We start from the raw sequence: 17018 nt of genomic DNA, 5'->3' as shown, positions 1-17018 counted from the left end.
GACGATGAACGCCCCCGAAACACATGGCCTGATCGGCGCATCCGTGGAACGTAAGGAAGACTATCGGTTCCTGACCGGCAACGGCCAATACACCGACGACGTCGTCCTGCGCCAGCAAACCTACGCCGTGTTCCTGCGCTCGCCCCACGCACACGCGAAAATCAACAGCATCGATACCGCCGCGGCCAAACAGTCGCCCAGCGTGATCGCGATTTTCACCGGTGCGGACATGGCCGCTGAAAACGTCGGCGGCCTGCCGTGCGGCTGGCTGATTCACAGCACCGACGGCAAGCCGATGAACGAGCCGCCCCATCCGGTGATCGCGCATACGAAAGCGCGCCACGTCGGCGATCAGGTCGCGCTCGTGATCGCCGATTCGATCAAGGCCGCGAAAGACGCCGCCGAACTGATCGAGGTCGACTACGACGTGCTGCCCGCCGTGGTCGACACCGCGCATGCAGCGGATCCCGGTCAACCGGCGGTTCATGACGAAGTGCCCGGCAACGTCTGCTACAACTGGGGCCACGGCGATAAAGCCGCGACCGACGCCGCATTCGCCAAAGCCGCGCACGTGACCACGCTCGATATCGTCAACAACCGCCTGATCCCGAACGCGATCGAACCACGCGCGGTCAACGCGAGTTATTCATCGCAGGACGACAGCTACACGGTCTACGTCGCGAATCAGAATCCGCACGTGGAACGATTGCTGATGGCCGCATTCGTCCTGTCGCTGCCGGAATCGAAACTGCGCATCATCGCGCCGGACGTCGGCGGCGGCTTTGGGTCGAAAATCTTCCTGTACGCCGAAGACGTCGCGCTGACGTGGGCGTCGAAGAAGATTCGCCGTCCGGTCAAATGGACCGCCGAGCGCTCGGAAGCTTTCCTGTCGGATGCGCACGGGCGCGATCACGTGACCAAAGCCGAACTGGCGATGGATGCCGACGGCAAGTTCCTGGCAATGCGCATCCATACGACCGCCAATATGGGCGCGTATTTATCGACGTTCGCGTCGAGCGTGCCGACCATCCTGTACGCAACGCTGCTCGCCGGACAATACGCGACGCCCGCCATCTATGCCGAGGTGAAAGCGGTCTTCACCAACACCGTACCCGTCGACGCGTATCGCGGCGCGGGCCGCCCCGAAGCGACATACGTCGTCGAGCGTCTGGTCGAAACCGCCGCTCGCGAGATGAAACTCGATCCCGCAGAAATCCGCCGCCGCAATTTCATCCGCACGTTTCCGTATGCGACGCCAGTCGGCCTCACCTACGACACCGGTGACTACGACACCATCCTGGCACGCGCGCTCGAACTCGCGGACGTAAAAGGCTTCGAGGCACGCAAACAGGCATCCGAACAGAACGGCAAGCGCCGCGGCCTCGGCTACTCGTGCTACATCGAGGCCTGCGGTTTGGCGCCGTCGAACATCGCGGGCGCCTTGGGCGCACGGGCGGGGCTGTTCGAAGTCGGCCAGATTCGCGTGCATCCGACCGGCTCGGTGACCGTGTTCACCGGTTCGCACAGTCACGGTCAAGGACACGAGACGACCTTCGCGCAAGTGGTGGCGGACCGGCTCGGCATTGCGCTGGAAAGCGTCGAGATCGTCCACGGCGACACCGGCCGCATTCCGTTCGGCATGGGCACGTATGGTTCGCGCTCGATTGCGGTCGGCGGCTCGGCGATCATGAAGGCGCTCGACAAGATCGAAGCCAAGGCGAAGAAAATCGCCGCGCATCTGCTCGAAGCCGCGGCGGAAGACATCGAGTTCAAAGACGGCATATTCCGCGTCGCGGGCACCGATCGCACCAAGCCGTTCGCCGACATCTCGCTCGCCGCTTATGTGCCGCACAACTATCCGCTCGACGTACTCGAACCGGGCCTCGAGGAAAGCGCGTTCTACGATCCGAGCAACTTCACGTATCCGGCTGGCGCGTATATCTGCGAGATCGAGGTCGATCCGGATACGGGCGTGTCCCGAATCCAGCAGTTCACCGCGGTCGACGATTTCGGCAACGTGATCAACCCGATGATCGTCGAAGGCCAGGTGCACGGCGGGCTCGCGCAGGGCATCGGTCAGGCGATGCTGGAGCGTTGCGTGTACGACAACGAGAGCGGCCAGCTACTGTCCGGCTCGTACATGGATTACGCGATGCCGCATGCCTCCGATCTGCCGGACTTCACCGTCGAAACCGCGAAGGGCACACCGTGCACGCACAATCCGCTCGGCGTGAAAGGCTGCGGCGAGGCGGGCGCGATCGGCTCGCCGCCGGCGGTGATCAACGCGATCATCGACGCGCTCGCGCCGCTCGGCGTGACCGATCTGCAAATGCCGGCGACGCCGCATCGCGTGTGGTCCGCGATTCAAGCCGCCAAGCAACCCAACTGAGATCCTGAGCGGGAGCATTCGACATGTATGCATTCGAGTATCAACGCGCGGCGGATCCCAAAGGGGCCGCCGCGGCAATCGCAGCCGATAGCAATGCGAAATTCATCGCCGGCGGACAAAGTCTGTTGCCGACCATGCGCCTGCGTCTCGCGCAGCCGTCGCAACTGATCGACGTCACGCGGATTCCGGCGCTCAGGTCGATCACCGTCGATGCGAAAACGGTCACCATCGGCGCCGCCGTCTGTCACGCGGACGTGGCGGAGCACGCCGCGCTTCGGCGCGTGCTGCCCGCGCTCGCGGATCTCGCCTCGCACATCGGCGATCGCCAGGTGCGCGCGCTCGGCACGATCGGCGGCTCGCTCGCGAACAACGATCCGGCGGCTTGCTATCCTGCTGCGGCGATGGGTTTGGACGCGACCATCGTCACGGACCGGCGGCGGATTGCATCGCGCGATTTTTTTGTCGGCATGTACGAGACCGCCTTGGCGCCCGACGAGCTGATCACCGCCGTCGAGTTTCCGGTGCCCGAACGTGCGGCATACGAGAAATTCGACAATCCGGCTTCGCACTTTGCGCTGGTCGGCGTGTTCGTCGCGAAGTTCGCGAGCGGCGTGCGCGTCGCGGTGACGGGCGCGGCGGCTTCGGTATTTCGAGTACCGGAACTGGAAAGCGCGCTCTCGGCGAATTTCACGCCTGAGGCCGCGCGCGCGGTCACCGTGCCGGCGGCCGATCTGAACACCGACATGCACGCGAGCGCCGAGTATCGCGCGCATCTGATTCCGGTGCTGGCAGCGCGGGCGGTGACGAAGGCGAACGGTTAGCGGTACGCCATGCAGCCAGCTTCAATCGACGACACCCTCGCGCAACTCGCCGCCCGGAACTATTTCGCCAGCCGCGAGCTGGCGACCGCGTTGTATCTCGCGCTGCGCATGGAGCGACCGTTATTCGTCGAAGGCGAACCGGGCGTCGGCAAGACCGAACTCGCCAAGGCGGCGGCCGGCATGCTCGGCACCTCGATGCTGCGGCTGCAATGCTACGAAGGACTCGACACCGCCAGCGCGCTCTACGAGTGGGACTATCCGCGGCAGATCATGGCGCTGCGGCTAGCCGAAGCCGCCGGCGAGCGGCCTGCCAACGACACGCTGTATCGCGGCGAATTCCTGCTGAAGCGTCCACTGCTGCAAGCGCTGATGCCCGACGAAAATCATCCGGACGCGCGGCGCGTGCTGCTGATCGACGAGATCGACCGCGCCGACGAGCCGTTCGAAGCGTTCCTGCTCGAGCTGCTTTCGGACTTCCAGGTGTCGATTCCCGAGTACGGCACGGTGCGCGCGGCGCAGCCGCCGCTCGTCGTGATGACGTCGAACCGGACGCGCGAAGTGCACGATGCGTTGAAGCGCCGTTGTCTGTATCAATGGATCGGCTATCCCGAGCGCGAACGTGAGCTGGAGATCGTCGCCGCGCGGGCGCCGCAAACGTCCGCGGAACTGCAACGGCGCGCCGTCGACTTCGTGCATCGGCTGCGCGGCATGGATCTGTTCAAGGCGCCCGGCATTGCTGAGACGATCGACTGGTGCCGTGCGCTGGAGGCACTGTCGGTGACTGAACTCGATCCGCAATCGGTGCAGAACACGCTTGGTGTGCTGCTCAAGTATCAGGACGATCTGGCGCGCGTCGATGCCGCGCAGATTGCGCAATGTCTCGCGCTGCCGGGGTAACGGCCATGACCCAGGCAACGGACGCCGCCAACGGCGCTTCGGCGAACGGCACCCAACAAACCGGCGACGCCGGCGTGCCGATCCTGGCCCGCAACGTCGTGCATTTTGTGCGCGTGCTACGCGGCGCGGGCCTGCCGATGTCGCCCGCGCAAGCCGCCGATGCGCTCGCCGCGTTGCACTGGATCGATCTCGGCCGGCGCGACGATGTGCGCGCCGCCCTTGCCGCCTTATTGGTCTCCGCACCGGACGAACGCGATCTATACGACGCCGCCTTCGATCTGTTCTGGCGCGACCCGGACTGGGAAGGCAAACTGCGTGCGCTCCTGTTGCCGAAAGTGCGCGACGGCTTGCCGCCGCCCAGGCGCAACAACCGTCTCGCCGACGCGCTGGCGGTGCGCGCGCCGCCAGCGCCGCACGGCAGGCCTCCGCAGGAAACCGAGCTGAATGAACTTCACGCGCACGTCACCTTCAGCGCGGAGGAGCGTCTGCGTCATCGCGATTTCGACACCCTTTCCGCCGATGAATGGCGCACGCTGCGTCATCTGATCCGCGGCCAGCGCCTGCCGCTCGCCACCGAGCCGACGCGCCGCCTGAAGGCTGCCTCGCGCGGCACGCATGCGGACTTGCGCGCGAGCGCCCGGCACGCCGTGCGGGCGGGCGGCGACTGGACGGTGTGGAAGTATCGGGCGGTGGTCGAACGCAAACCGCCATTGGTGTTGCTGCTCGACATTTCCGGCTCGATGAGCAGCTACTCGCGCGCGGTGCTGTACTTCTGCCACGCGCTTTTGCAATCGCGCGAGCGCTTGCAGGTGTTTCTGTTCGGCACGCGTCTGACCAATGCGACGCGCGCGCTGCGCGAGCGCGACCCCGACGTGGCGATCGCCACCCTCACCGAGCAGGTGGTCGACTGGTCGGGTGGCACACGCATTGGCGCGGCGCTCGCCGAATTCAATCGACGTTGGGCACGCCGCGTGCTGACCGGCAGAGCGACGGTACTCCTCGTGACCGACGGCCTCGATCACGAAGCGATCGATGTGCTCGACACCGAAATGGCCCGCCTGCACCGCTTCGCCCATCGCATTGTCTGGCTCAATCCGCTGCTGCGGTTTAGCGGCTTTTCACCGAAGGCGCGCGGCATACAGGCGATCCTGCCGTATGTCGACGCGCATCGTCCGGTTCATAATCTAGACAGTCTGGCAGCGTTCGGCCGCGACCTCGCGCAACTCACGCGTGCGCCCCGTCTACCCGTATCCGCCACGACAACAGCAGGAGCAATGCCATGGAATTGACCGAAACCTATACGCTGCCGATTTCGCAGCAGCGCACGTGGGACGCGCTGAACGACACCGAGATCCTGCGCGCATCGATTCCCGGCTGCGAGAGCATCGACGCGGATGGCGAAAATGCCTACCTGGTGGTGATGACCGCGTCGGTCGGGCCGGTGAAGGCACGCTTCAAAGGGCGTATGCTGCTGACCGACATCGACGCGCCGAACACCTACACCATCGCCTTCGAAGGTCAAGGCGGCGCGGCGGGCTTCGCCAAGGGCAATGCGCGCGTCACGCTCGAACCGGAAGGCGACGCTGCGACAAAGCTGATGTACACGGTGAGTGCGCAGGTCGGCGGCAAGCTGGCGCAGATCGGCTCGCGGCTCGTCGACGGCGCCGCGCGTAAAATCGCCGGCGTTTTTTTCAAGCGCTTCGGCGCGCAGGTCGGCGGCGGCGACGGCGACGACGCGACTGCCGCAGATGAAACGGATGACGCGCAAAATGCAGCCGCGGAAAATGTGCCGCAAAATACGGAATCTGCTGAGGCTGCGGACCCCGGGTCTGACGGCAAGGAACCGAAAAGGAAGAAATCATGGACAGCGTGGATCTCGAGGTCCTGAAGTCCAGCGCCCGCTGGCTGGAAGAGGGACATCGCGCGCTATTGGTAACTGTAGTGAAGACGTGGGGCTCGTCGCCGCGTCCCGAGGGCGCGATGCTTGCGGTGCGCGACGACGGTCTGGTGGTCGGCTCGGTATCGGGCGGTTGCATCGAAGACGACCTGATCGACCGCGTACGGCAAAAGGGTATCGAGCAGACGCGGCCGGAAGCGGTCAAGTACGGCATCACTGCCGAAGAAGCCCATCGCTTCGGCTTGCCTTGCGGCGGGACGATTCAACTGGTGCTGGAGCCGTTGACGCCGCAAAGCGGCATTGCCGAACTGTGCCACGCGGTGGAGGACGGCCGGCTGGTGGCACGCGAAGTCGATATGACGAGCGGCGAGGTGCGGCTCGATGCTGCACAGGCGACTGACGGCGTGCATTTCGACGGCGAGCGTTTGTTGACGATTCACGGCCCGCGTTACCGGATGCTGGTGATTGGCGCGGGACAGTTGTCGCGCTATCTGTGTCATATCGCGGTTGGGCTGGATTATCAGGTGACCGTGTGCGATCCGCGTGAGGAGTACACCGAGGAGTGGGATATTCCCGGCACGAAGATCGTCCGCACGATGCCGGACGATACCGTGATTGAGATGAAGCTCGACGAGCGGTGTGCGGTCATTGCGTTAACGCACGATCCGAAGCTGGATGATCTTGCTTTGATGGAGGCTTTGAAGACGCCGGCTTTTTATGTCGGTGCTTTGGGGTCCAGACGGAATAATCAGGCGCGGCGTGAGCGGTTGAAGGAGTTCGATCTCAACGACGCGGAGTTGGCTCGGTTGCATGGACCAGTCGGGATTTATATCGGCAGCCGGACGCCGCCGGAGATCGCCGTTTCTATTCTGGCCGAGGTGACGGCGGCCAAGAACGGGGTTTCTTTGCCGACTTTACTTCAGGTCGAGGGCGCCAAGGCAGCGCGGGAGATTGCCGCTTCCGGTAGTGCGGCTTGTGGCGTTTAATTACGTCAATCCACAAACAATAGCGGCCACCACCGACCCACCGACCAGAACCACCCCAACCAGGCGTCGCTTATTGAGCTCAGTCCACAACAGAACACCAGTCAAAGAAAGCAACACCATCCCGCCCGCGATCGTATCGATCAATAAAACCCACCCAACACTCAACCCGACACCTCGATGCAGATTATTCATCGTGGTAAGAAACGAGTTCTGCGTGCGTTTCACCGCGACAAACCCATTCCCGACCCAATACTCGGCCTGCACGCCCCCAGCAGGCCCCACGATCCCGACTTGCCAGAACTCTGGCTGCATCGCACTGCGATCCCCCCAGGCAACAGGATGCGCAGGCTCGCGCTTCACCCGCCCAGGTTTGCCGTCAATCTTCAACTCGCCCTTGAGCCACTTCGCCATCTCCATCGGCGAACTCAATTTCTTCTGCGGCAACGGAATCTGCATCTCCTCAACCTGCGGCTCGCCCGACGATACCTTCAACGGCCCACTCCGGTGGTTTAGCAAAAACCCAGTCGCGCCGAACATCAAGCCAAGCACCGCGCCCCACAAGCCAACCCAGCCATGCACCTTGCGCAGCCACTTGATGAAATTCGCCCGCCGCGAACGCTGGCGTCGCGCGGCCTGCTCGGCATCGTCCATCAGGTGACGGCCACGCTCCGGCGCATGAGCGGTGTAATGCGTGCCGCCAGTAGCTGCAGCAGGTTTCAGATCAGTCGAATCAGGCGCGTTCAAATCAAGGCTCCAGGCACAACGGTTCAAACCATCGCCGGCCGGCGATACCTTTCAATTGATAATGACTATCATTACACAATTAGGGCGTTTTCTCAATCGCGACGCGCGGCATCCGCTTGACATCCGGGCGGCGCAAACCGACTCTAGGCAGCGATGTCTGTACGCCCGACGACTTCGTGGAGATGCGTCCCGCGATAGAAACGATCGGGCGCGACGTGCGCGCCGAAGTGATTGTCAAATCGACGCTGGTGGAATCGTCGAGCGTGGCGTCGCAGGCAGCGTGAGGCACCGTCGAAGCTGAAGCGCGTCATGACGGCAAACGCTCAAACCGGCCAGAGCGGCCCTTCCTGCATCGCGCCGAGCTGCTCGCGCAGTTCGAGGATGCGGTCTTCCCAATAGCGCTGCGTGTTGAACCACGGAAACGCCGCTGGAAACGCCGGGTCGTCCCAGCGGCGCGCGAGCCAGGCTTGATAGTGAATCAGCCGCAACGTGCGCAACGCTTCGACCAGATACAGTTCGCGCGGCTCGAAGTCACAGAAGTCTTCGTAGCCGGCGAGCAGGTCCGTCAACGCACGCGACGCTTCCGCGCGCTCACCCGGCAGCAGCAGCCACAGATCCTGTATCGCCGGACCCATCCGGCTATCGTCGAAATCGACGAAATGCGGGCCCGCGTCGGTCCACAACACATTGCTCGGATGGCAATCGCCGTGCATTCGCAGCATGCGAATCTCGCCGGCACGCTCGAATGCGCGCTCGACACCCTCGAGCGCGAAGTTCACCACGGTTTCCCATGCGGTGCGCACGTCGTCCGGAACGAATCGATGTGCCAGCAGAAAGTCGCGCGGCTCATAGCCGAAAGTGTGGATGTCGAGCGTCGGGCGCTCGGCGTAGTTTTGCGTCTGCCCAACCGCATGAATGCGGCCGATAAAACGGCCCAGCCATTCGAGCGTGTCGCGCCGGTCCAGATCCGGCGCGCGGCCGCCGCGGCGTTCGAAGATCGAGAAGCGGAAACCGTCGAAGGCATGCAACGTACGGCCTTCGAAGACGCGTGCCGGCACCGCCGGAATCTCGCGCGCCGCGAGATCGGCGACAAAGGCGTGTTCTTCGAGAATGGCTTCGTCGGTCCAGCGCTCGGGGCGATAGAACTTCGCGACCACAGGCGGGCCGTCTTCGACGCCTACCTGGTACACGCGGTTCTCGTAACTGTTGAGTGGCAGCATGCGCCCGTCGGTGCGCACGCCGACCGTGCTGAGCACGCTATCGAGCGCGTCGAGCACAATTTCCGGCTTGAGCCGGGCAAAAGGGACGGCGCTGTCGGCGCCGTCGTGGGGATCGGGAATGTCGTCGGTCATGCCCGCATTGTGCGCCGCGTCGCCGTCAAAAACGAGGGCGACGGTTCACCTTGCGGGTTACGACCACCACGAATCGTGCTCAAACCGCCTTCAATGCATCTGCGCGCTCGACGGGCGCACAAGCTCGCCCGTATCGATCAGGTCTTCAAGGAAAAAGGGTTCAGTGTTCAGTTGCAGCGAAGCGCCGGGCTCACCGGCATACCACGCCACCATGGCCATGTCGCCGAGAATGCGCATGACGATCCCGCGCGCGCCTTGCGGCACGGCGATATGCACCGATCGGACAATGGAACCGATTTGCATGATGTTTCCCCGTTTCTCCCATAGCCGGCTTTATGGATTCCCTGCCGGTCAAGGTGATGATAAAAGCGCCGCTTCGCCGATAACGTTGCGTACGCACCCAATCTGCTTCGCGTGATTCGCCCTATTCCATTACGGCATGCCGAGCCGATGATCTGAGCGCAACGCGTCGTAACGGGATCATCATAAACCCTCAAGCGGCGGGGTACCAAAATCACGCACCCGCCTCGCCAGCGAGCGATACGCCAGCACATGACTCGCTGGTGCCGGTTTCAGCGCGCGGTTCGACGTCGTGTTTGCCGATCAGCACAGGGCAGCTTTGTCACGCGGTGCAACTACATTGGCTACTGGCTGCTCGCGCCACCTTACCTGCTGAGTCAGACGGAAATCGGCGCGATCTTCATCGTGTTCTTCGTCGTGTCATTGACGGGGAGGAATCGCGTCACCGTGGACGGGCCATCAGTAAGGCCTGTGTAAGCAAATACTTCACACATCGAGGCATGTTTGCTGCGGTGCGACAATCGCTGCGCGCCTTGCGGAGCCGGCTTCAGCGGTCTGCGGATGGGCGTTGCAGCGCGACAAGGCGCCGTTATGTCGCACTAACGCTCGCCTATACTCGAATCGCGCGTTGGCAGCGCATGACGCCAGAAATAGAGCCGCTGCTTTCGCTGATACTACATAAGGAGACGGGTATGACGACCTACTTCACGATCGGCGATTTCATCCTGGTCATTCCGATGGCGCTGGCTGGCGCTTTGTTTGTCGGTGCGCTTCCCTGCAAGACGGAGTTGCGGCACAACGCGCTGCGCGTGCTTGGCGCGATTATCGGCGTGGTGTTCGCGGTCGTGCTGGTCGAAGGGTTGCCGGCGCTGGTGTAGCGAGGGTCTGGCGAAGACGCCTTGGCTGCGTCGCAGATGGTTCGGTGGACTGAATGCTGTGGCCGCGGTCGCGGCGTTGAATTCGTGCGCCTCGAACTCGCCCATAGAAAAGCCGCCTCACGGCGGCTTTTCTATTTCTACGACACGGCAATCTCCGGGTTCAGATCGCCTGATCGGTCGACGGCTTTTCCCACAGGTTGATACCGCCTTCGGTCGCATAGCGGTCGATTTCCGCCAGTTCGTCTTTCGAGAACGCGAGGTTTTTCAACGCACCGACGTTTTCGCGCACCTGCTCGGCACGGCTTGCGCCAATCAGCACGGAGGTGACGCGCCTATCGCGCAGCGCCCAGGCCAGTGCCATTTGCGCAAGGCTTTGTCCGCGACGCTGCGCGATGTCATTGAGCTTGCGCACGTGTTCGATGTTTTGCGGGCTCAGATGCTCCTGCTTCAGCGAACCGCCGCCCGGCTTGTTGACACGCGCGTCTTCCGGCACGCCGTTGAGATATTTGCCCGTGAGCAGACCTTGTGCGAGCGGCGTAAACGCGATGCTGCCCGCACCGACCTGGTCGAGCGTGTCGAGCAGTTCGTGCTCGATCCAGCGGTTGAGCATGTTGTACGCCGGCTGATGGATCAGGAGCGGCACCTTGTATTCGGCGAGCAGCTTCGTCATTTCGAGCGTCTTGGTTGCCGAGTACGACGAAATACCGATGTACAGCGCCTTGCCCTGCTGTACGGCGCTCGCCAATGCGCCGGCGGTTTCTTCGAGCGGCGTGTCGGCGTCGAAGCGATGCGAATAGAAGATGTCGACGTAGTCGAGACCCATACGTTGCAGGCTTTGATCGAGACTCGCGAGTATGTACTTACGCGAGCCGCCGCCTTGACCGTAAGGCCCCGGCCACATATCCCAGCCTGCCTTCGACGAGATCAGCAGTTCGTCGCGATACGGCTTGAAGTCGTCTTTGAAGAGCCGGCCAAAATTGGTTTCGGCGCTGCCGTACGGGGGGCCGTAGTTGTTGGCGAGATCGAAGTGTGTGATGCCCAGATCAAAGGCGGTGCGCAGGATATCGCGCTGCGTGGAGATCGGCGTCGTATCGCCGAAGTTGTGCCACAGGCCCAGCGACAGTGCCGGCAGTTTGAGACCCGACTTGCCGCAGACGCGGTATTGCATGTCCGAGTAGCGTGCTGAATCTGCTTCGTAAGCCATTGCAAAAGTCCTTGTATCTCGCGCGCCGCGAGGCGGCGCTATGGTTCGATGATGCGGCGTTGAGTCAAGCTGGTTTGCTATGGTAGCCAATCGGCGCCTTGCGTGCAGATGCCCAGTATGCGGGATGGACGGTTGCATGCCGGTCCCCTACACTTTGCCCGATCGGATTTATCGGAGGGATTCATGACGAAGGCGATTTCAATCGCATTGATTGTTGGCGGGATTGTGATGTTGTACTTCGGTGGGCAGGCGTTCAATTCGGTTAGCAGCGATGTGTCTCGGGTTTTTACCGGGTCTCCGACCAATAAGGCGATCATGCTGATCGTGGGGGGCGTTGTTGCTACTGTTGCCGGATTAACCGGCGTGGCTTTGTCTGGACGGAAGAAGTAAGGGTTTTTTTGCGCGTAACGGCTGGTTGGGTTGTTTGCCTGCGGCGGCATAAAGCGCGGCGCAGGCAAAAAAATCTAAAAAGCAATTTCAGGCTTGGCAGCCGACCGAGTCCCCGGCAACGGGACATTGCTCGCCCCATGATAGGTGAACACCAAAGAAAACTTAATCTGATCGCTAAGATTCTTCCCGGCCGAATGCAACGTATTGCAATGGAAAAACACCACATCGCCGACGCGAAGCTCGGGCGAAACAGCGGTTCGAATCAGCGCCTGATTCTCCTCCAGATCGGAGCGAAAAAACTTCGCCTCATCAAATCGATCAGAAGTGAAAGAAGCGCTATGTGACTTCGGCACCAACCACAACGCGCCGTTATCGACAGTCTCCGGCCCGAGAGCAAGCCACACGGACACCAGATCGTCACGCTCGAACGACCAATACCTCACATCGCGATGCCAGCCCGTCAAACTGCCGTATGCAGGATGCTTGGTCATCATGCAGTTGTGATGCGCCCGCGATAACCGCGGCTCCTCACCGAAATACAACTCCATCCAGCCGCGAATTTCCGGTGCAGTCGCCCATTGGGCAAAACTCGGATGACGCGCGTACGCGTCGAGCAACCGCCGAACCGTATGCCCACCCGGCGCATATTTAGACTCCGGCGCCCCCGGATAACGCAGATCCGCTTCGAACTCGATCGGCGCCGCCGCCTCCAGCAATTGCCGCTCTGCAATCTGCTTCAGTTCGCCGCAACGCTCGGGTGACACCAATCCCGGCACAACGACAAAGCCCTGCTCCCGCAACGTCTGAATCTGTTCTTTCTTCGAGTGAACTGACATGGATATTCCGTTACTTTCGACTGGCTGATGCTGGATTGTAAAACGGGCGCAATCGGGCTGCGCGCAGTTTCACCCATCCGCTTGCCCACCATCAAACCGTCGCCTTACGCACGACTTTCATGCGCAGTGAAATTGCATCGCACGTTGTAAGGGCAATCGCGCACGATAGACGGGCGCAAAGGGCACGATCCGACAGGTATGCCGGACCTTCCAACTCCGTAAAAACCCGGATTCGCAGGGTAAAAACGGACTTTCTGACGTCACGAATCGCGTGTAGCCTGCATGCATGTTGATCGCCACTCCCGCACTTCGGCGACGCGCACAGGCCGCCATGGCCGATTCCGCCGTCCTCCGTGCCCTTTCCAGTCGATTCCCAGGCTTTCGCGCCGTCCATCGCGACACCACCGTTGGCACATTTGGTGCTCCTTTCGGTACACATTCCGTCGCGCGACACGTTGCCTACTTGTGAAGCCATGCATACTCTACTGAGCTCCCGTCTTACCCGCGCCGCGTTGAAAGCGGCGCGTCCCGCGCGCCGCCATGTCATGCGCGCACTGCGTCACCACTCCACCCGCGCTCGCGCGCTAGGCGAACAATGGCGCGACGCCAAAGCGGTCGACGGTATTCGCACGTGGTTCCAGACCTTCTTTTCAGCGCTGCGCATACGAGGCGGATCGCGCCGCTTTTCGCTGCGTACGCTGCTGCGCAAACCGACGCCGCTGCGTGCGTTGACTGCCGCCAGCCGCGCACCGGTCGCCACGCCGCAGAGCACGAGCCGTCGCCCGCGTCGGATGTCGACAAGCGGCAGCACCGGCTGGTTTGCGTTCGCGTTTGCAAGCCGTTAAGCCGATCACCAGACGCACCGTCAGCGTGCAGCGAGGCGCGACCTTCGGCGCGTAGTTCAGCGTTAATGCCATCGTCCAATCGTGCAGCAACGCATGCAGCGGCTATAAAAAAACCCCGCCCGGCTCACGCCGGCGGGGTTTTTCGTTAAAGCGAACCGCGTGCGCTTATGCCAGCGCGGCAACCGGCTCCGTGCCGGCAGCTTCAGCGAGCGCCAAAGCCTTGTCCGTGGCTTCCCACGTGAATTCCGGCTCTTCGCGGCCAAAGTGACCGTAGGCCGCGCTCTTCTCGTAGATCGGACGCAGCAGGTCGAGCATCTGGATGATGCCCTTCGGACGCAGATCGAAATGCTCCTGCACGAGCTTCGTGATCGTCGCATCCGACACGCGGCCCGTACCGAACGTGTTGACCATCACCGAAGTCGGCTGTGCCACGCCGATCGCATACGACACCTGAATCAGGCAGCGCGAAGCCAAACCAGCGGCAACAATGTTCTTCGCCACATAACGGCCGGCATAAGCCGCCGAACGGTCGACCTTCGAAGGGTCCTTGCCCGAGAACGCGCCGCCGCCGTGGGGCGCCGCGCCGCCGTACGTGTCGACGATGATCTTGCGGCCGGTCAAACCGCAATCGCCTTGCGGACCGCCGATCACGAAGCGGCCGGTCGGGTTCACCAGGAACTTGATGTCGCCCTTGATGAGCTCAGTCGGCAGCGTCGGCTTGATCACTTCCTCGATTACGGCTTCGCGCAGCGTGTTCAGGTCGATGTCCGGCGAATGCTGCGTGGACAGCACGACGGTGTCGATGGAATACGGCTTGCCGTCGACGTAACGCACAGTGACCTGCGACTTCGCATCCGGACGCAGCCACGGCAGGCGGCCGTCGCGGCGCAGATTCGCCTGACGCTCGACCAGACGGTGCGACAGGTGGATCGGCAACGGCATGAGTTCCGGCGTTTCTTCGCACGCGTAGCCGAACATCAGGCCCTGGTCGCCGGCGCCTTGATCGAGGTTGTTGTCGTGCGCGCGGTCCACGCCTTGCGCGATGTCCGGCGATTGCTTGTCGTACGCGACGAGCACCGCGCAGCCGCGGTAGTCGATGCCGTAATCGGTATTGTCGTAGCCGATGCGCTTGATCGTGTTGCGCGCGACCTGGATGTAATCGACGTTCGCAGTAGTAGTGATTTCACCGGCCAGCACGACCAGTCCCGTGTTGCATAGTGTTTCAGCAGCAACACGCGAATATTTGTCTTGCGCCAGAATTGCGTCGAGGATGGCGTCCGAAATCTGATCCGCGACTTTGTCGGGATGGCCTTCGGACACGGATTCGGAAGTGAAGAGATAATCATTTGCCACGTTGCAGACTCCTGTTTTGTGGTTACGGTTGAGTTTCACGTAGCCAGCTTCGGGAGCCTTGAAGCGGCGACGCTTTAGCGGATTACCTGACCGTCAGGCGCTTCCCATATGAGTTGCGCGCCTGGCAGCTTCGCCCCGCAAGTTGTCTATTAACTCGGCGAAGCCCTTATTATAGCGACTTCCTTTGAATGTCACAGAGTGTTCACCCGTGCCGTATTTCAACCCGTTTCCAGGTCTCTTGAGCAAAGCGTCGCTCGACGCCCCACACGGAGGGGCGGCATGCTGAGTCGTATTGGTGCCCACCTGGCCATTGGGCTGCTGAAATTCCTGGCGCTGCTGCCGTACGGCCTCGTTGCAAGAATGGGCGATGGGCTTGGCTGGTTGCTCTATCAGGTCCCCAGCAACCGTAAGCGCATCGTTCACATCAATCTGAGCTTGTGTTTCCCGGAATGGAGCGAGGAGCACCGCGCAGAGATCGCGCAGAAACACTTCCGCCATGCGATTCGCAGTTATGTGGAGCGCAGCGTGCAATGGTTCGGCTCTGCGAAGAAGCTCGAAAAGCTCGTTCAGGTGGATAGCGAAATCGACCTGCTCGATCCCGACATGCCGCCCACCCTGTTGCTTGGTGCGCATTTCGTCGGTATCGAGGCAGGCTCCGTATTCATCAATCACGCACTGCGCCGGCAGTGCGGCGCGCTCTATCAGCCGATGTCCAACAAGGTGCTCGACGACGTGGCGATAGCCGCGCGCGGCCGCTTCGGCGCGGATATGGCAAGCCGCGCCGACAGCGCGCGCATCGTGCTGCGCTGGCTGCGCGACCGCAAGCCCGTCATGCTTGGCGCCGACATGGACTACGGCATGCGCAACTCGACGTTCGTGCCGTTCTTCGGCATACAGACATGCACGCTGACGGCCGTCGGACGGCTCGCCAAGGTCGGACATGCGCAAGTGGTGCCGTTCATCGGCGAAGTGCTGCCGAACTACAAAGGCTACCGGTTGAAGGTATTCAAACCGTGGGACAACTACCCCTCCGGCGACGACGATATCGATGCGCGTCGCATGAATGCCTTCCTCGAAGAGCAGATTCCGCTGATTCCCGAGCAGTATTACTGGGTGCACAAGCGCTTCAAGACGCGTCCGCCGGGCGAACCGGGCGTGTACTGAGCAGATTGCGCCGGAACGCGGAAATAACGCGGTGTCCGGCTCACCTGCCGGCGCGTCACTTACAATAGCGCGATGAAACTGAAATTCACCAAAATGCACGGCGCGGGCAATGACTTCGTCGTGCTCGACGGCTACACCCAACCGGTCGACCTGACGCCGGAACGGGTGCGCGCGCTCGCGGACCGGCATTTCGGCGTCGGCGCCGACCAGTTGCTGCTGGTCGAAAAGCCCACGCTCGACGGCGTCGATTTCCGCTATCGCATCTTCAATTGCGACGGCGGCGAGGTCGAGCATTGCGGCAACGGCGCGCGCTGCTTCGTCAAGTTCGTGCGCGATACCGGTCTGACCGACAAGCGCAGCGTGCGCGTGCAGGTCCAGAACGGCACCATCACGCTGACCATGCAGGACAATGGCGAAGTGCTGGTCGACATGGGCACACCTGTGTTCGAACCGGCGCGTGTGCCGTTCGATGCCAAAGGCCTCGAAGGCCGCAGCGAAGGCGCCGACACGCTCTGGCCGCTCGACGTGAACGGCGTGACGCGATGGATCTCGGTGGTGTCGATGGGCAACCCGCACGCGGTGCAGGTGGTCGACGACGTCGAAGATTTTCCGGTGCTGACCGATGGCCCGCTGATCGAGCGGCATGCGCGTTTCCCGCAGCGAGTGAACGCGGGCTTCATGCAGATCGTCGGCCGTAGCGAAATCAAGCTGCGCGTCTACGAACGCGGCGCCGGTGAAACGCTGGCCTGCGGCACGGGCGCTTGCGCGGCGGTCGCCGCCGGCATTCGCCGCGGGCTGCTGGATGCGCCGGTCCTCGTGCACACGCACGGCGGCAAACTGACGATTTCGTGGGACAGCACGCACGAGGGCGCGCCGCTCCTGATGGCCGGTCCCGCGGCAACTGTTTTCGAAGGCGAAATCGAGCTGGCCGATTAACCGATTAAGCGGCCACACTAACTCAT

General features: G+C 62.3%; 17 protein-coding genes. 11 read left to right on the top strand and 6 right to left on the bottom strand.

From position 1 onward, the window contains the following. Window positions 1-4: 4 nt before the first annotated feature. From SB772_RS06415 to SB772_RS06390, 6 genes are read left to right on the top strand one after another with little or no spacing between them, the layout of a single operon-like run. Window positions 5-2389, top strand: coding sequence for a xanthine dehydrogenase family protein molybdopterin-binding subunit (locus SB772_RS06415; RefSeq protein WP_410832439.1), 2385 nt, complete (start codon window positions 5-7; stop codon window positions 2387-2389). Between the two features lie 23 nt (window positions 2390-2412). Further along, window positions 2413-3210: an FAD binding domain-containing protein gene (locus SB772_RS06410; protein WP_410832438.1), complete on the top strand. Its 798-nt coding sequence runs from the start codon at window positions 2413-2415 to the stop codon at window positions 3208-3210. A gap of 9 nt (window positions 3211-3219) precedes the next feature. Next, window positions 3220-4107: an AAA family ATPase gene (locus SB772_RS06405; RefSeq protein ID WP_410832437.1), complete on the top strand. Its 888-nt coding sequence runs from the start codon at window positions 3220-3222 to the stop codon at window positions 4105-4107. Between the two features lie 5 nt (window positions 4108-4112). Further along, entirely contained in the window at window positions 4113-5396 is a 1284-nt protein-coding gene (locus SB772_RS06400; protein WP_410832436.1) for a vWA domain-containing protein, read from the top strand. Further along, window positions 5387-5995, top strand: coding sequence for a CoxG family protein (locus SB772_RS06395; RefSeq protein WP_410832435.1), 609 nt, complete (start codon window positions 5387-5389; stop codon window positions 5993-5995). Before SB772_RS06400 ends, SB772_RS06395 begins: the two co-directional genes overlap by 10 nt. Then, window positions 5968-6990 carry an XdhC family protein gene (locus tag SB772_RS06390; protein WP_410832434.1) on the top strand — a complete coding sequence of 341 codons (1023 nt, stop codon included), beginning with the start codon at window positions 5968-5970 and terminating at the stop codon, window positions 6988-6990. The genes SB772_RS06395 and SB772_RS06390 overlap by 28 nt, the downstream gene beginning before the upstream one ends. Here SB772_RS06390 and SB772_RS06385 read toward each other — a convergent pair whose 3' ends face one another. The 3 genes from SB772_RS06385 to SB772_RS06375 all read right to left on the bottom strand — a co-directional run bounded on the left by SB772_RS06385 (window position 6991) and on the right by SB772_RS06375 (window position 9389). Beyond that, a complete protein-coding gene (locus SB772_RS06385) occupies window positions 6991-7734 on the bottom strand; it encodes a PepSY-associated TM helix domain-containing protein (RefSeq protein WP_410832433.1) in 744 nt (247 codons plus the stop codon). A gap of 323 nt (window positions 7735-8057) precedes the next feature. Then, window positions 8058-9086 (bottom strand): serine/threonine protein kinase, encoded by a 1029-nt coding sequence (locus SB772_RS06380; RefSeq protein ID WP_410832432.1) that lies wholly within the window; start codon window positions 9084-9086, stop codon window positions 8058-8060. A gap of 90 nt (window positions 9087-9176) precedes the next feature. Next, window positions 9177-9389: a hypothetical protein gene (locus tag SB772_RS06375; protein WP_007179664.1), complete on the bottom strand. Its 213-nt coding sequence runs from the start codon at window positions 9387-9389 to the stop codon at window positions 9177-9179. Between the two features lie 689 nt (window positions 9390-10078). Here SB772_RS06375 and SB772_RS06370 point away from each other — a divergent pair. Further along, on the top strand, window positions 10079-10264 hold the full coding sequence (locus SB772_RS06370) for a hypothetical protein (RefSeq protein WP_341313647.1): 186 nt from the start codon (window positions 10079-10081) through the stop codon (window positions 10262-10264). A gap of 160 nt (window positions 10265-10424) precedes the next feature. Here the strand turns inward: SB772_RS06370 and mgrA are convergent, their stop codons facing one another. Continuing rightward, on the bottom strand, window positions 10425-11468 hold the full coding sequence (gene mgrA / locus SB772_RS06365) for an L-glyceraldehyde 3-phosphate reductase (protein WP_410832431.1): 1044 nt from the start codon (window positions 11466-11468) through the stop codon (window positions 10425-10427). Window positions 11469-11651: 183 nt separating this feature from the next. On the opposite strand from mgrA, the gene SB772_RS06360 reads away from it, so the two are divergent. Further along, entirely contained in the window at window positions 11652-11858 is a 207-nt protein-coding gene (locus SB772_RS06360) for a DUF3185 family protein (protein ID WP_341313649.1), read from the top strand. A gap of 74 nt (window positions 11859-11932) precedes the next feature. Here the strand turns inward: SB772_RS06360 and SB772_RS06355 are convergent, their stop codons facing one another. Continuing rightward, window positions 11933-12694: a phytanoyl-CoA dioxygenase family protein gene (locus tag SB772_RS06355; RefSeq protein ID WP_410832430.1), complete on the bottom strand. Its 762-nt coding sequence runs from the start codon at window positions 12692-12694 to the stop codon at window positions 11933-11935. 473 nt (window positions 12695-13167) lie between these two features. Between SB772_RS06355 and SB772_RS06350 the strand changes: the two genes are divergently transcribed. Next, window positions 13168-13539, top strand: a complete 372-nt coding sequence (locus SB772_RS06350; RefSeq protein WP_410832429.1) for a hypothetical protein — start codon at window positions 13168-13170, stop codon at window positions 13537-13539. 165 nt (window positions 13540-13704) lie between these two features. On the opposite strand, the gene metK is transcribed toward SB772_RS06350, so the two are convergent. After that, a complete protein-coding gene (gene metK / locus SB772_RS06345; protein WP_410832428.1) occupies window positions 13705-14892 on the bottom strand; it encodes a methionine adenosyltransferase in 1188 nt (395 codons plus the stop codon). A gap of 279 nt (window positions 14893-15171) precedes the next feature. Here metK and SB772_RS06340 point away from each other — a divergent pair, with 279 nt between their 5' ends. Then, a complete protein-coding gene (locus SB772_RS06340; RefSeq protein ID WP_410832427.1) occupies window positions 15172-16056 on the top strand; it encodes a lipid A biosynthesis lauroyl acyltransferase in 885 nt (294 codons plus the stop codon). Between the two features lie 72 nt (window positions 16057-16128). Beyond that, window positions 16129-16992 (top strand): diaminopimelate epimerase, encoded by an 864-nt coding sequence (gene dapF / locus SB772_RS06335; protein WP_410832426.1) that lies wholly within the window; start codon window positions 16129-16131, stop codon window positions 16990-16992. The last annotated feature ends 26 nt before the right edge of the window (window positions 16993-17018 follow it).

It is taken from the genome of Paraburkholderia sp. SIMBA_030 (assembly GCF_046535245.1).
Taxonomy (GTDB): Bacteria; Pseudomonadota; Gammaproteobacteria; order Burkholderiales; family Burkholderiaceae; genus Paraburkholderia.
This window is presented reverse-complemented; position numbering and strand designations above follow the sequence as displayed.

Coding starts and splice junctions, on each gene's coding strand:
- SB772_RS06400 (WP_410832436.1), top strand. CDS start 4,113: ATGACCCAGGCAACGGACGCCGCCAACGGCGCTTCGGCGAACGGCACC.
- SB772_RS06370 (WP_341313647.1), top strand. CDS start 10,079: ATGACGACCTACTTCACGATCGGCGATTTCATCCTGGTCATTCCGATG.
- SB772_RS06380 (WP_410832432.1), bottom strand. CDS start 9,086: ATGACCGACGACATTCCCGATCCCCACGACGGCGCCGACAGCGCCGTC.
- dapF (WP_410832426.1), top strand. CDS start 16,129: ATGAAACTGAAATTCACCAAAATGCACGGCGCGGGCAATGACTTCGTC.
- SB772_RS06350 (WP_410832429.1), top strand. CDS start 13,168: ATGCATACTCTACTGAGCTCCCGTCTTACCCGCGCCGCGTTGAAAGCG.
- mgrA (WP_410832431.1), bottom strand. CDS start 11,468: ATGGCTTACGAAGCAGATTCAGCACGCTACTCGGACATGCAATACCGC.
- SB772_RS06395 (WP_410832435.1), top strand. CDS start 5,387: ATGGAATTGACCGAAACCTATACGCTGCCGATTTCGCAGCAGCGCACG.
- SB772_RS06340 (WP_410832427.1), top strand. CDS start 15,172: ATGCTGAGTCGTATTGGTGCCCACCTGGCCATTGGGCTGCTGAAATTC.
- SB772_RS06390 (WP_410832434.1), top strand. CDS start 5,968: ATGGACAGCGTGGATCTCGAGGTCCTGAAGTCCAGCGCCCGCTGGCTG.
- SB772_RS06405 (WP_410832437.1), top strand. CDS start 3,220: ATGCAGCCAGCTTCAATCGACGACACCCTCGCGCAACTCGCCGCCCGG.
- SB772_RS06355 (WP_410832430.1), bottom strand. CDS start 12,694: ATGTCAGTTCACTCGAAGAAAGAACAGATTCAGACGTTGCGGGAGCAG.
- SB772_RS06410 (WP_410832438.1), top strand. CDS start 2,413: ATGTATGCATTCGAGTATCAACGCGCGGCGGATCCCAAAGGGGCCGCC.
- SB772_RS06375 (WP_007179664.1), bottom strand. CDS start 9,389: ATGCAAATCGGTTCCATTGTCCGATCGGTGCATATCGCCGTGCCGCAA.
- SB772_RS06360 (WP_341313649.1), top strand. CDS start 11,652: ATGACGAAGGCGATTTCAATCGCATTGATTGTTGGCGGGATTGTGATG.
- SB772_RS06415 (WP_410832439.1), top strand. CDS start 5: ATGAACGCCCCCGAAACACATGGCCTGATCGGCGCATCCGTGGAACGT.